At 63.1% G+C, this 13697-nt stretch carries 16 protein-coding genes; 4 read left to right on the forward strand and 12 right to left on the reverse strand.

Going from position 1 to position 13697, the window contains the following annotated elements; translation table 11 throughout:
- Nucleotides 1–37: 37 nt before the first annotated feature.
- From IVB07_RS22050 to IVB07_RS22060, 3 genes are all read right to left on the reverse strand, one after another.
- On the reverse strand, nt 38–1630 hold the full coding sequence (locus tag IVB07_RS22050; protein WP_247362958.1) for a class I adenylate-forming enzyme family protein: 1593 nt from the start codon (nt 1628–1630) through the stop codon (nt 38–40).
- Nucleotides 1631–1702: 72 nt separating this feature from the next.
- On the reverse strand, nt 1703–2287 hold the full coding sequence (locus IVB07_RS22055; protein ID WP_026233743.1) for an NnrU family protein: 585 nt from the start codon (nt 2285–2287) through the stop codon (nt 1703–1705).
- A gap of 71 nt (nt 2288–2358) precedes the next feature.
- The gene (locus IVB07_RS22060; RefSeq protein ID WP_026233744.1) at nt 2359–2937 is read right to left on the reverse strand and encodes a hypothetical protein; all 579 of its coding nucleotides are present in this window, start codon (nt 2935–2937) and stop codon (nt 2359–2361) included.
- Between IVB07_RS22060 and IVB07_RS22065 the strand changes: the two genes are divergently transcribed.
- Nucleotides 2924–3145, forward strand: a complete 222-nt coding sequence (locus tag IVB07_RS22065; RefSeq protein WP_157643098.1) for a hypothetical protein — start codon at nt 2924–2926, stop codon at nt 3143–3145. The genes IVB07_RS22060 and IVB07_RS22065 overlap by 14 nt on opposite strands.
- 20 nt (nt 3146–3165) lie before the next feature.
- Here IVB07_RS22065 and IVB07_RS22070 read toward each other — a convergent pair whose 3' ends face one another.
- The gene (locus IVB07_RS22070; protein WP_247766675.1) at nt 3166–4785 is read right to left on the reverse strand and encodes a peptide chain release factor 3; all 1620 of its coding nucleotides are present in this window, start codon (nt 4783–4785) and stop codon (nt 3166–3168) included.
- Between the two features lie 163 nt (nt 4786–4948).
- Here IVB07_RS22070 and sugE point away from each other — a divergent pair, with 163 nt between their 5' ends.
- The gene (sugE, locus tag IVB07_RS22075; protein WP_018459148.1) at nt 4949–5263 is read left to right on the forward strand and encodes a quaternary ammonium compound efflux SMR transporter SugE; all 315 of its coding nucleotides are present in this window, start codon (nt 4949–4951) and stop codon (nt 5261–5263) included.
- Here the strand turns inward: sugE and IVB07_RS22080 are convergent.
- The 7 genes from IVB07_RS22080 to IVB07_RS22110 form a co-directional block, all read right to left on the reverse strand.
- Nucleotides 5256–6263 carry an inorganic phosphate transporter gene (locus tag IVB07_RS22080; RefSeq protein WP_026233745.1) on the reverse strand — a complete coding sequence of 336 codons (1008 nt, stop codon included), beginning with the start codon at nt 6261–6263 and terminating at the stop codon, nt 5256–5258. The two genes, sugE and IVB07_RS22080, sit on opposite strands and share 8 nt — an antisense overlap.
- A gap of 15 nt (nt 6264–6278) precedes the next feature.
- Nucleotides 6279–6923, reverse strand: a complete 645-nt coding sequence (locus IVB07_RS22085) for a DUF47 domain-containing protein (protein WP_018459150.1) — start codon at nt 6921–6923, stop codon at nt 6279–6281.
- A 158-nt stretch (nt 6924–7081) separates the two neighbouring features.
- Nucleotides 7082–8050, reverse strand: a complete 969-nt coding sequence (locus tag IVB07_RS22090) for a branched-chain amino acid ABC transporter permease (RefSeq protein ID WP_007592084.1) — start codon at nt 8048–8050, stop codon at nt 7082–7084.
- 1 nt (nt 8051) lies between these two features.
- The gene (locus tag IVB07_RS22095) at nt 8052–8915 is read right to left on the reverse strand and encodes a branched-chain amino acid ABC transporter permease (RefSeq protein WP_018459151.1); all 864 of its coding nucleotides are present in this window, start codon (nt 8913–8915) and stop codon (nt 8052–8054) included.
- 72 nt (nt 8916–8987) lie between these two features.
- Nucleotides 8988–10211 carry an ABC transporter substrate-binding protein gene (locus tag IVB07_RS22100; RefSeq protein WP_018459152.1) on the reverse strand — a complete coding sequence of 408 codons (1224 nt, stop codon included), beginning with the start codon at nt 10209–10211 and terminating at the stop codon, nt 8988–8990.
- Nucleotides 10212–10244: 33 nt separating this feature from the next.
- Nucleotides 10245–10991 carry an ABC transporter ATP-binding protein gene (locus IVB07_RS22105; protein ID WP_007609233.1) on the reverse strand — a complete coding sequence of 249 codons (747 nt, stop codon included), beginning with the start codon at nt 10989–10991 and terminating at the stop codon, nt 10245–10247.
- Nucleotides 10984–11739: an ABC transporter ATP-binding protein gene (locus tag IVB07_RS22110; protein WP_018459153.1), complete on the reverse strand. Its 756-nt coding sequence runs from the start codon at nt 11737–11739 to the stop codon at nt 10984–10986. The genes IVB07_RS22105 and IVB07_RS22110 overlap by 8 nt, the downstream gene beginning before the upstream one ends.
- Before the next feature lie 336 nt (nt 11740–12075).
- Between IVB07_RS22110 and IVB07_RS22115 the strand changes: the two genes are divergently transcribed.
- A complete protein-coding gene (locus tag IVB07_RS22115; RefSeq protein ID WP_018459154.1) occupies nt 12076–12759 on the forward strand; it encodes a PAS domain-containing protein in 684 nt (227 codons plus the stop codon).
- Between the two features lie 3 nt (nt 12760–12762).
- Here the strand turns inward: IVB07_RS22115 and IVB07_RS22120 are convergent, their stop codons facing one another.
- Nucleotides 12763–13137, reverse strand: coding sequence for an ArsC family reductase (locus IVB07_RS22120; RefSeq protein WP_018459155.1), 375 nt, complete (start codon nt 13135–13137; stop codon nt 12763–12765).
- Nucleotides 13138–13244: 107 nt separating this feature from the next.
- On the opposite strand from IVB07_RS22120, the gene IVB07_RS22125 reads away from it, so the two are divergent.
- Entirely contained in the window at nt 13245–13616 is a 372-nt protein-coding gene (locus IVB07_RS22125) for a tRNA-binding protein (RefSeq protein WP_018459156.1), read from the forward strand.
- Nucleotides 13617–13697 lie beyond the last annotated feature (81 nt).

A 13697-nucleotide genomic window follows, 5' to 3' on the forward strand; every position in this document is an offset into this window, starting at 1 on the left:
AACCACCCGGGACAGCCCGAGAGACCGCCTCCCCGGGTCAATTTCCCAACAGCTCCCGCAGCTGTCGCTTCAGCACCTTGCCATTGGCATTGCGCGGCAGCGGCTCCGCGGTGATCACCATGGTCTCCGGGACCTTGTAGTCGGACAGCCGTTCCGCGCACCAGGCGCGCAAGGCCTCGCTGTCCACCGGCGCACGCGCCACCACCACGGCGTGGACGCGTTCGCCCAGCACCGGGCACGTCTTGGCGACGATCGCGCTCTCAACCACGGCCGGGTGGCCGGCCAGCACGGACTCGACCTCGGCCGAATAGATCTTCAGGCCGCCGCGGTTGATCATGTCCTTCTGCCGGTCGAACACCCGGACAAATCCCTCCGCGTCGACCGAGCCGAGATCGCCGGAATGCCAGAACCCGCTGGTGAAGCTTTCGGCCGTGGCTTTCGGATTGTTCCAATAGCCCTTGATGACGGAGGCACTCTGGATCCAGAGCTCGCCGATTTCCCCAGGCGGCAGCTCACGCCCGTCCGCGTCCATCGCCAGGATGCGTGCACCCGGACACGGCAGTCCGACGCTGTCGATATGGCTTTCCGTCAACTCGCCCGGCATGATCGTGGACGGCGACGTGGTCTCGGTCGCACCGTAGCAATTCGCCAGCGCGAGGCCGGGAATGATCGCCTTGAGCTTCTCGATGGTGGCAACCGGCATCGGTGCGCCGCCAAAGCCGCCGATGCGCCAGCTCGACAGATCGTAGCTCTCGATATCGGGCTGGAGCAGGCACAGATTGTACATCGCCGGCACCATCACCGTGTAGGTGACGCGCTCGCGCGCGGCGAGCTTGAGATATTCGCCGGCTTTGAACTCCGGCATGATGATCAACGCGCCACCGCAGCAGATCATCGTCGTGATGTTGGCGACCACGCCGGTGACATGGCCGAGCGGCACTGCCGCGATCGAACGGTCGGCCGCCGTCAATTGCAGGCAGGACATGAAGATCATCGAGGAATGGACGATGTTGCAATGGGCCAGCATCGCGCCCTTCGGCTTGCCTGTCGTGCCCGAGGTGTAGAGGATCATCGCGGTGTCCTCCTCGCTCGTCTCGACCGGCGCCGCGGCCGGGGCGTTGTCGACGAGCACCGCGAAATCCGACAGAGCCGGATCGTGGTCGATGGCGATGCGGTCGATCACATCGGGCACGTCCAGTGCGTCCGGCAGCCGCTCCGCAAGTGCCGCCTCGTGGATCAGGATCTTGGCGCCGCAGTCGGCGAGCACATAGGCGATTTCCGGCTTCTGCTGCCGCGTGCTGAGCAGCACCGTGACAAGCCCCTCATGCGCGGCAGCAAACAGCAGCAGCGGGAATTCGACGCGGTTGCCGAGCAGGATCGCGACACGATCGCCGCGCTGCAATCCGAGCTTGCGAAATCCCGCCGCGATCCGCGCAGCCTGCTCGACGGCCTGCCGCCAGCTCAGCCGGACACCGCCTGAGATCAGCGCTTCGCCGTCGGGATTGCGGGCGCAGGCGTCCGCAATCATCGCCCACAGGCTCGACGGCCGATCGCAAAATGCCGGTACCACCCGATCGCCGAAGCGCGCCTCGAACCGCATTGGCGGGATCTGAGAATGCGGCCAGTCCATCGGATTGCCCTTGGCTTGTTACTTTCGTTATCTTCCGCGCACGGGCATGCGGTCCTGTCTTGTGCTGATCGGCTAGCCGCCCATCACGGGAACGCCGATGACGACGGGATGGAACGCAAAAGCCAGCGCCAGATAAGCGACGATTCCAACCACGACCGCGATCAGATCGTTGGTGACGCCGCCGACCGGAATCGGCGGACCGCCGCCATCGGTGCGACGCTTCAGCGTGATGCGGTCATACACCGCCCAGCCCAGAAAGGACCCGAACAGGATGATGGAGCCGAGATCGCCATTGGCCAGAAGATGCGCCGCCGCCCACAGCTTGATGCCGGCCAGCATCGGATGCTTCAGTGTCGCGTAAATGCGGCCGCGCAGATAGGACGCAACCACCAGGATGACCGCGGGCAGCATCAGTGCGAGCGTGATGTGCTTCAGCGCCTTCGGCGGATACCAGACGTCGATCCAGCCGGTCGCGCGATAATGCGCGAAGCCCCAGATGATCAGTGCGAGCCCCGCAAGCGAGGCAAGCGAATAGAGGATCTTGTAGGTCCCCTCGCCCACTCTCGCGATGGCCTGCGCGCGTGCATCGCGTTTCGTCGTGAACACATGCGCCGCAAAAAACAGCGCAAGCCCCAGGATCATAACCAGCAGACCCACGAGATTCTCCCCTCAACCAGCGCCCCAGCCCATGGCGTATCATCGATTGGCCGCGGGTCGCAACTGATGCGCTACTTGCCGATCTCGCGATTGTCGACATACCGGATCGCGATCGGCCGCCCGGCGATGGCACCGCCAAGGCCGCCGGTGAATTTCAGCGGCAGGCAGGCGTTCAACGATGAATTGATCGCATTGAGGTAGGAGGTTCTCGTCTCGGCGGGGACGCCTGCGGTCGCATAGGTCAGGCGCGGCGGGCCGATCAGGCCGCCCGATTTGTTGAAGCTGAAACGCACGGCGATCTGCATGCCCGCGCGCGCATTGTCCGATGGCGGTGACCAGCAGGTGCGCAGCTCGGCGAAGAGATCGCCGATCGTATCGAGATCGTGATCGGGCTTCTGATATTTGGCGCGATCGGCGTCCGCTGGCACGCTTTGGATCGTGAGCTGGAGGTTCTGCCCATAGGGATAGTCGATCTCGGGAATACAGGGACCAGGCTCAAGCGGGCTGCAATAGGACGGCGTGCAGGGCCGGCCGTCGAGCACACTGCATGGCTCGTGCGAAAACGGAATTGGGTTGATCTGTCGCGGCCGCGCGTCGGCGGCAACGATCGAGATCGCCAGCAGGAGAAAAACAAGGATGCCGCGCCACATCATGCGATCTCACAATACCGCAAGAGTAAAACGTGGCATTACCTCCGACAACGTCAAGATCGCCGGCGTTCACGTGCTCGCGTTCAACCTCGGTGTCGTCGCCCGGCTTGACCGGGCGACCCAGTACTCCGGGACGTCTGTGATTGAGCCGGGAAGCCGCGGCGTACTGGATGCCCCGGTCAAGCCGGGGCATGACAGCGGAGGGTGAGGAGCGGACGGAGCTACGCCCTAGCCCTTCTTCTTGACGTCCTTGACGTTGGTGAACTCGATGCCCTCGGCACGTTCCCTTGTGTAGCCGAGATAGAACTCGTTCCGCGCCAGATAGACGGGATCCCCGTCGACATCGTCGGCGATGCTGGAGGTGTTGGCAGCGATGAAGGTATCGAGCTTCTTGCGGTCGTCCGAAGAGACCCAGCGCGCGAGCTGGAACTCGCTGACCTCGAATTCGACTGGGAGGGAATATTCCGCATCCAGCCGGGCCTTCAGCACGTCGAGCTGGAGTGCGCCAACGACGCCAACCAACGCCGGTGCGCCGTCGCGCGGGCGGAATACCTGCACCACGCCCTCTTCCGACATCTGCTGAAGCGCTTCCTTCAGCTTCTTCGCTTTCATGGCATCGGTGAGACGCACGCGGCGGACGATTTCCGGCGCAAAGCTCGGCACGCCCACGAAGTTGAAATCCTCACCGTCGGTCAGCGTGTCGCCGATGCGCAGCGTGCCGTGATTGGGAATGCCGACGACGTCGCCGGCATAAGCCTCGTCCGCAACCGAACGGTCCTGCGCGAAGAAGAATTGCGGGCTGGACAGCGGCATGCTCTTGCCGGTGCGCACGAGCTTCGCCTTCATGCCGCGGCTCAGCTTGCCGGAGCAGAGGCGGGCGAAAGCGATGCGGTCGCGGTGGTTGGGATCCATGTTGGCCTGGATCTTGAACACGAAGGCGCTCATGCGCGGGTCGGTGGCTTCGACCTTGCGCTGGTCGCTCTCCTGCGCGCGCGGCTCGGGCGCGAACTTGCCGAGTCCTTGCAGCAGGTCACCGACGCCGAAATTGCGCAGCGCGCTGCCGAAATAAACCGGCGTCAGATGACCCTCGCGAAACGCTTCGAGCTCGAACGGTTTTGAAGCCGCGGTGACGAGTTCGAGCTCGTCCTTGACCGCCGACACGTCGAGATTGGCATTGAGCTTGGCGAGCTCGGCGATCTCGATCTGCTGCGCCGCGCCAGTTTTGGCGCCACCGCCTTCGAGCAGGCGCACGCCGCCATTGACGACGTCATAGGTGCCGAGGAACTCGCGGCCGCGGCCGACAGGCCAGGTCATCGGCGTGGTATCGAGCGCCAGCGTCTTCTCGATCTCGTCGAGAAGGTCGAAGACGTCGCGGCTCTCGCGGTCCATCTTGTTGATGAAGGTGATGATCGGGATATCCCGAAGACGACACACCTCGAACAGCTTTCGGGTGCGCGCCTCGATGCCCTTGGCGGCGTCGATCACCATGACGGCGGAATCGACCGCCGTGAGCGTGCGATAGGTGTCTTCCGAAAAGTCCTCGTGGCCCGGCGTGTCCAGCAGGTTGAACACGAGGCCCTCGAACTCGAAGGTCATGACCGAGGTCACGACCGAGATGCCGCGCTCGCGCTCGATCTTCATCCAGTCCGAACGCGTGTTGCGCCGCTCGCCCTTGGCCTTGACCTGGCCGGCCAGATTGATGGCGCCACCGAACAGCAGCAGCTTTTCGGTCAGCGTGGTCTTGCCGGCGTCCGGATGCGAGATGATCGCAAAGGTACGCCGCCGCGACACTTCAGCGGCAAGCGAGGAAGGGGCCGTCGATTCGGCTGTGGTGGCGATGTCGGACATTGCGGCAGCGTTTGGCAGGGAAAATGAGCCTGATCAAGCCTGATCTGGTGATTGCGGAGGCTTCCGGCCAGCCCCATATCGGGCTTGGGTTGGGAGGGACGGCCTTCCCTTGCTATCAGCACACCAGTCGCGGGGACGACCCTGCCTTGAATGGAGGGTCGTCATGGCCTGGAGCATCCTGTTCGTCGCCGGTCTGCTGGAGATCTCCTGGGCCATCGGCCTCAAATATACCGAGGGGTTCACCAGGCTCGTTCCGTCAATCCTCACGCTCGGCGCCATGGCCGGCAGCATCATCCTGCTCGGGCTCGCTCTCAAATCGCTGCCGATTGGAACCGCTTATGCGGTCTGGACCGGCATCGGTGCGGTCGGCACCGCGACGCTCGGCATCGTCCTGTTCGGCGAGCCGGCCACCGCGTTCCGCCTCGCCAGCATCGGGCTGATCGTCGCCGGCATTGTCGGACTGAAGCTGGTTACCTGACGAAGATCTTGACCGCCCACCAGCTCAGCGCGGCGACGATGGCCGAGGCCGGCATCGTGATCACCCAGGCATAGACTATCGAGCTGGCGACGTTCCAGCGCACCGCCGAGAGGCGGCGGGCCGCGCCGACGCCGACGATGGCGCCGGTGATGGTGTGGGTGGTCGAGACCGGAACACCGAGAAAGGTCGCCATGAACAGGGTCGCGGCACCGCCGGTCTCGGCGCAAAAGCCCTGCATCGGGGTCAGCCTGGTGATGCGCAGGCCCATGGTGCGGACGATGCGCCAGCCGCCCATCAGCGTCCCCATCGCCATCGCGGCCTGGCACGAGAGCACCACCCAGAAGGGTACGAAGAATTCGCCGCCGAGCTGGCCCTGCGAATAGAGCAGCACGGCGATGATGCCCATGGTCTTCTGAGCGTCGTTACCACCATGGCCGAGCGAATAGAGCGAGGCGGAGGCGAATTGCAGGATGCGGAAGGCGCGATCCACGGCAAAGGGCGTGGAGCGCACCGAGGCCCAGGAGACGATCGCGACCAGCACCATCGCGAGCAGGAAGCCGACCAGCGGAGACAGCACGATGGCGATCACCGTCTTGGACAACCCGCTCCAGACCGCCGCTGAAAGGCCGGCTTTGGCCACGCCGGCACCAAACAAGCCGCCGATCAATGCATGAGACGAGGACGATGGGATGCCGAGCGCCCATGTCACCAGGTTCCAGACGATGGCGCCGACCAGCGCGGCGAAGATCACCTGAGCATCCACGATCGCGGGATCGATGATGCCGGTGCCGATAGTCTGGGCAACGTGCAGCCCGAACACCATGAAGGCGACGAAGTTGAAGAACGCGGCCCAGAACACCGCGTATTGCGGCCGCAGCACGCGGGTCGAGACGATGGTCGCGATCGAATTGGCGGCGTCGTGCAGGCCGTTCAGGAAGTCGAACAGCAGCGCGACGGCGATCAATCCGACAAGGACGGGAAGACCCAACGCAACATCCACGGCGTGGCCCCTGCCCTAAACTTGCTCGATGACGATGCTGTTGATCTCGTTCGCGACGTCGTCGAAGCGGTCGGCGACTTTCTCGAGATGGTCGTAGATCTCTGCGCCGACGATGAAATCCATCGCGTTGCCGCCGCGATGCTTGAGGAACAGTTCCTTCAGCCCGATATCATGGAGATCGTCGACGCGGCCTTCCAGCTTGCCAAGCTCTTCCGTGATCGCGGTCAGCATGGCCACGTTCTGACCGATCTTCTGCATCAGCGGCAGCGCGCGGCCGACCAGATTGGCGCATTCGATCAGAAGCCCGCCGATCTCCCGCATCGGCGGCTCGAAGCTGCGGACCTCGAACAGCATCACGGCCTTTGCGGTCTGCTGCATCTGGTCGATGGCGTCGTCCATCGAGGTGATCAGGTTCTTGATGTCGCCGCGGTCGAACGGGGTGATGAAGGTGCGGCGCACCGCGGTCAGCACCTCACGGGTGATGTTGTCGGCATCGTTCTCGAACTGGTTGACGCGCTGGCAATAGACCGGCGTCTCCTCGCCCCCGTTGAGCATGCTCTGGAGCGCGATCGAGCCCTGGATCACGGTCTGGGCGTGGCGGTCGAACAGGTCGAAGAACCGTTCTTCCTTCGGCAGGAAAGCGCGAAACAATCGCATCATGGGAGAGAGACTACCGGTTGGATGATGGCCTGGCCCAAGCGGGCCGTCATGAAACTGTCATAGACCATTTTCGATCCACGCGCGTGCCACCTCACGCCCGTGGAGCCGGATCATCCACCGCTTTCGCGCGTCAACACATCTTCTATTATATCAACGACTTACAGCGACCGCCGGAAGTAATGCGCGATTTCGCCGATGACGCCACGGCGGAAGGTGAGCACGCAGATCACGAAGATCGAGCCCTGGATCACGGTCACCCATTGGCCGAACCCCGCCAGATATTGCTGCATGGCGATGATCACGAAGGCACCGACCACGGGACCGAAGACGGTTCCGAGTCCGCCGACCAGCGTCATCAGCACGACTTCGCCCGACATCGACCAGTGCACGTCGGTGAGCGAGGCATTCTGCGCCACGAAGACTTTCAGCGCACCGGCAAAGCCGGCCAGCGTGCCCGACAGGACGAAAGCCAGGAACTTGTACTGATCGGTGCGGTAACCCAGCGAGATCGCGCGCGGCTCGTTCTCGCGGATCGCCTTGAGGACTTCGCCGAACGGCGAGTTGATGATGCGGAAGATCAGCAGGAAGCCGGCGAGGAAACCGACCAGCACCACGTAGTAGAGCACGGTGGGCTTGGTCAGATCGAAGACGCCGAACATGCGTCCCTGCGGAATGCCCTGGATACCGTCTTCGCCATGGGTGAACGGCGCCTGGAGGTAGATGAAGTACAAGAGCTGCGACAGCGCCAGCGTGATCATCGAGAAATAGATGCCCTGGCGGCGGATCGAGATATAGCCCGTGATGAGCGAGAGCACGAAGGCACCGGCGACCCCGACGAGGATGCCGAGTTCCGGCGGCAGCGCCCATACTTTCAGCGCATGCGCGCTGCAATAGCCGGCCGTGCCCAGGAACATCGCATGGCCGAAGGACAGTAAACCGCCGTAGCCGATCAGCAGGTTGAAGGCGCAGGCGAGCAGCGCGAAGCACAGCGCCTGCATCACGAAGAACGGGTAGACCCCCGTGAATGGCACCGAAGCCAGCAGCAGCGCCATCACCACGAACACGATCATCTCGTCGCGGATCGCGCGCGGGGTTACCGGCAGCGTGTCGTCCGTCAAGGCTGTCATATCAGGCCGCCCTTCCCGTCAATCCCGTTGGCTTCACCAAGAGCACCAGCACCATCAGCACGAACACGACGGTGTTGGAGGCCTCGGGGTAGAAATATTTGGTCAGGCCTTCGATCACACCGAGCGCGAAGCCGGTGATGATGGAGCCCATGATCGATCCCATGCCGCCGATCACGACCACCGCGAACACCACGATGATGAGGTCGGCGCCCATCAACGGCCGCACCTGGTTGATCGGCGCCGACAGCACGCCGGCGAGTGCTGCAAGGCCGACACCGAGGCCGTAGGTCAGCGTGATCATGCGCGGCACGTTGACGCCGAAGGCGCGCACGAGCGTCGGGTTTTCGGTGGCGGCGCGCAAATAGGCGCCGAGCCGCGTCTTCTCGATCAGGAACCAGGTCGCGATGCAGACCACCAGCGAGAAGATGACGACCCAGCCGCGATAGACCGGCAGGAACATGAAGCCGAGATTCATGCCGCCCTTGAGCTGGTCCGGAATGGCGTAAGGCAGGCCGGAGGAGCCGAAGTAGTTCTGAAACACGCCCTGCACGATCAGCGCAATGCCGAAGGTCAGCAGCAGGCCGTAGAGATGATCCAGCCCGGTCAGCCATTGCAGCATGGTCCGTTCCAGGATCATGCCGAAGATGCCGACGATAACAGGCGCAAGCAGCAACGCCCACCAGTAGTTGATGCCGCCGAGGTTCAGCAGGAAGTAGGCGACGAACGCGCCCATCATGTAGAGCGCGCCATGGGCGAAATTGATGATGTTGAGCATGCCGAAGATCACGGCAAGCCCGAGACTGAGCAGCGCGTAGAACGAGCCGTTGATCAGTCCTACCAGTAGCTGAGCGTAAAGAGCCTGCATCGATCCCGCACCTGGTCCCTTCGGCGTTCCCTGAAAGTCGCCCGCAGGCCTGATGGCCTGCGGGCGGTTAGCTTACTTCTTCAAGAGCGCGCACTTGCTCTCGGACAGCGGCGTGAAGGCCTGGTCGCCCGGCACCGTGCCGACCAGCTTGTAGAAGTCCCACGGTCCCTTGGACTCGGAGGGCTTCTTCACCTCGAACAGATAGGCATTGTGGATGGTGCGGCCGTTGGGCTGGATCTCGCCCTTGCCGAACAGATCGTCTTCCGTCGGCATCGACTTCATCTTCTCGACGACCTTGACGCCGTCATGCGGGTTGCCGCCGAGCGCTTCCAGTGCCTTGAAATAGTGACGCACGCCCGCATAGACGCCGGCCTGCACCATGGTCGGCGGCGCGTTGTTCTTCATCTTCTCGGCGAAGCGCTTCGAGAACGCCCGGGTCTGGTCGTTCATGTCCCAGTAGAAGGTCTCGGTGAAGTTGAGGCCCTGTGCGGTCTCGAGCCCGATCGCCTTGACGTCGGTGAGGAACAGCAGCAGCGCCGCGAGCTTCTGGCCGCCCTTGACGATGCCGAACTCGGCCGCCTGCTTGATCGTGTTGGTGGTATCGCCGCCGGCATTGGCAAGGCCGATGATCTTGGCCTTGGAAGCCTGCGCCTGCAGCAGGAAGGACGAGAAGTCCGGCGTGTTCAGCGGGTGCTTGACGCCGCCGACCACCTTGCCGCCATTTGCGGTAACGACAGCGGTGGTGTCGCGCTCCAGCGCCGCGCCAAAGGCGTAGTCCGCGGTCAGGAAGAACCACGTGTCGCCGCCGGCCTTCACCAGCGCCTGGCCGGTGGTGTGGGCAAGCATGTAGGTGTCGTAGGTCCAGTGCACCGTGTTGGGCGAGCACTGCGCGTTGGTCAAATCCGAGGTCGCCGCGCCCGAGTTGATATAGACGCCGTTCTTTTCCTTGATGACGTTGTTGACCGCGAGCGCCACGCCGGAATTCGGCACGTCGACGATGAGGTCGACCTTGTCGACGTCGAACCATTGCCGCGCGATCGCGGTGCCGATGTCGGGCTTGTTCTGGTGATCACCCGAGATGATGTCGATCTTCCAGCCCTTCGCAGCCAGACCGGAATCTTCAATGGCCATCTGCGCGGCGAGCGTCGAGCCCGGCCCGCCAAGATCGGCATAGAGCCCGGACTGATCGGACAACGCGCCGATCTTGACGGTCTTGTCCTGCGCGAAGGCTACGCCCGCGGTGGTCACGGCCAGCGCCGTGCCGAGCAGAAACGACGCAATCGACTTTGTCATCATGCTACTTCCCTATGAATCTTCTTGTTGGCAGTTCTAGACACCGAGATAGGTGTGGAGCTTGTCCATGTTGGCGGCGAGCTCCGCATTGGAAAATCCGTCAATGATCTTGCCGTGCTCGACCACGTAATAGCGGTCAGCGACAGTGGATGCGAACCGGAAGTTCTGCTCGACCAGGAGGATCGTAAAACCCTCCTTCTTGAGCCGCGCAATGGTGTGGCCGATCTGCTGGATGATGACGGGCGCGAGACCCTCCGTCGGCTCGTCCAGCATCAGGAAGTTCGCGCCGGTGCGCAGGATGCGCGCGATCGCGAGCATCTGCTGCTCGCCGCCGGAGAGTTTGGTTCCCTGGCTGTTGAGCCGTTCCTTCAGGTTCGGAAACAGATCGAAGATCTGCTCGAGCGGCAATCCGCCGGGACGCACCACCGGTGGCAGCAGCAGGTTCTCGCGGACATCGAGGCTGGCGAAAATTCCCCGCTCTTCCGGGCAGAACGCGATTCCCATCCGCGCGATCTTGTCCGAGGTCGTGCGGATGATGTCCTGGTTATTGAACTTCACCGAGCCGGTGCGCTTGCCGATGATGCCCATGATCGACTTCAGCGTGGTGGTCTTGCCGGCGCCGTTGCGCCCGAGCAGGGTGACGACCTCGCCCGCGTTCACGTCGAAGTTGATCCCGTGCAGGATGTGGGACTCGCCGTACCAAGCTTCGAGGTTGCGGACCTGGAGGAGGTTGCCGCCGCTCGCGGCCTTTGCGGGAGCTTCCGCCGTTGCAGTCTCAGCCATGACCGGCTCCCAAATAGGCTTCCTTGACGCGTTCGTCCTTGGTGAGCTCGCTGTAATGGCCTTGCGCCAGCACCTGGCCGCGCGTCAACACGGTGATGATGTCGGAGAGATTGGCAACGACGCTCAGATTATGCTCGACCATCAGGATGGTGTATTTCGCGGAGATGCGCTTGATCAACGCCGCGATCTTGTCGATGTCCTCGTGGCCCATGCCGGCCATCGGCTCGTCCAGCAGCATCATCTCCGGGTCGAGCGCGAGCGTGGTTGCGATCTCCAGTGCGCGCTTGCGCCCGTAGGGCATCTCGACCGCGGGCGTATTGGAAAACTCGCTGAGGCCGACATCGTTCAACAGCTCGCGCGCGCGATCGTTGAATTGGTTGAGGACGGACTTGGAGCGCCAGAAATCGAAGGAGCTGCCGTGCTGGCGCTGAAGCGCGACGCGCACGTTTTCCAGCGCGGTGAGATGGGGAAATACCGCCGAGATCTGGAACGAGCGAACCAGCCCCAGGCGAGCCACGTCGGCGGGCGCCATCGCGGTGATGTCCTGCCCCTTGTACAGGATTTTTCCGGCAGACGGTTTGAGGAACTTGGTCAAAAGATTGAAGCACGTCGTCTTGCCGGCGCCGTTCGGGCCGATCAACGCGTGAATGCTCCCACGGCGAACCTTGAGCGCAACGTCGCGGACGGCGAAGAAGCCCGCGAACTCCTTGGTCAAGCCTTCCGTTTCGAGAATGAACTCATCGGCCAAACAGTTTTCCCCCTGCCCGCACAACGCGCGTGGCTATCCTTGTTGCTTCGGCTTTCCGGAGGCCCTTGGAGCCACTCCCTGGAGCCCATCCGGAACGCCGCCTCCGGGCGCGGAATATGCCGGAGGTGACGGGGGTTAGGCAAGGCGGAAAGCTGAGCAGGTCAGGCCTCCGGCCGGGAGACTTATGCTCCCTTAGTCGGACATGTTTTGATGTCGCGCCTGCCCGGCTTCCCGGTTCGCAAAGCGCCGGTCATCAAGCCGTCGTTAACGGTCTTTCGTTCCATGCGCCAGCCTTCATAGAAAATTTTCCCGCAGCGAGGATCATGCGCGCGTTTCATGCGTCCGGAATTTCTATTCGCCGGGAATATTGTCTTGGATTTTGCAAGCGCGGCTCCTTCCGTGGTCAAGTCGATCAGGCAGCGTGATCTCCTGAACACGTGGCTGCGGCTCTATGCGCGCGAGCAGACGGCCCCGGCGATCTGGGAGTACCAGCCTGCGCGGCTCGAGGAAGAGCTCTCCGATCTGATCTATTATACGGTGGATGCGTCGATGCCGACACCGCGTCTGACCATCCAGAGCGAAGGCACGCGCATCTCGCGCGCCTATGGACACACCGGCAAGGGCGTTCTGCTCGACGACTATATCGGGCCGCGTCTCGCGCCCCTGGTGATGCCGGTCTATCATGAATGCGTGGCGCGTGGGCTGCCTGTCTACAGCGTTGCCGACGTCGATGACATCTACGGCCGTATCGTCGCCTATGAGCGCCTGCTGCTGCCGTTCCAGAGCGACGGCAAGGTCTGTCACATCATCGCGTCGCTCAAGACCTTCTGCGAGGACGGCGGCTTCGAGATCAAGAATCTGATGCGCGGAAATGACGCGCTGCCGCGCCCGAGATTGCGCGCGGTGATCGACCACGACCTGTTCCATCGCACCCCGGGCCGCATCGCGCCGGCCGAACTGGTCGAGTTCGCGGACCAGCAGGGCTCAGGTGTTCCCACCGAGATCATCGAGCTGAACTAGCGGTCAGCGCGATTTGGCGGCGGCTTCCTTGGTCGTGACTTCCTTGGCATAGATCTCCGGCTTGAAGCCGACCAGCAGCTTGCCGCCGACTTCAAGCACCGGCCGCTTGATCATCGATGGTTGCGCTAGCATCAACGCCAGCGCCTTTTTCTCGGAGAGGCCTTCCTTGTCGGCATCGGGCAGCTTCTTGAAAGTCGTGCCGGCGCGGTTGAGCAGCGTCTCCCAACCGACCTTCTCGCTCCACTGCTTGAGCTTGTCCTTCTCCACGCCCGCCGTCTTGTAGTCGTGAAACGCGTAGGCGACGCCATGGCTGTCGAGCCAGGCGCGCGCCTTCTTCATGGTGTCGCAGTTCTTGATGCCGTAGATGATGTTGGGCAAAGCGTTCCTCGCGCATGCGTCGTATCGTGATCCCAAGGCGTTGTACGCAACTCCGGTTCGCGCGACAATATTGCGAAAACGATGCCAGCTCTTCGAACGGACACTCCATGCACGTCACCCACGATCCAGCCGCGACCGCATCGCCGACCATCGACTTCGACACTTTTCTCGCGGTCGATATCCGCGTCGGCACCATCGTCGATGCAAAGCCGTTCCCCGAGGCGCGCAAGCCGGCCTGGCGGCTGTGGATCGACTTCGGTCCCGCGATCGGCGTGCGCAAGAGCTCGGCGCAGATCACCGAAAATCATCCGCTTGAAACGCTAGTGGGCCAACAGGTGGCTGCGGTCGTGAATTTCCCGCCGCGCCAGATCGGCCCCGTTGTCTCGGAGGTGCTGACCCTCGGTTTCCCCGATGCCGACGGCAAGGTCGTGCTGGTGCAGCCGAGCAAGCCCGTGCCGAACGGCGGACGGCTGTTCTAGCACCGCGCGCTCAAGGGGCGGTTCCTGGCCGCCGGGGGCGCCCTTTAAGGTTCACCTCCTCGTTCCCGGCCCCCGGTTCCT

Origin of the sequence: Bradyrhizobium sp. 172, from assembly GCF_023101065.1 — a bacterium.
GTDB lineage: Bacteria > Pseudomonadota > Alphaproteobacteria > Rhizobiales > Xanthobacteraceae > Bradyrhizobium > Bradyrhizobium canariense_D.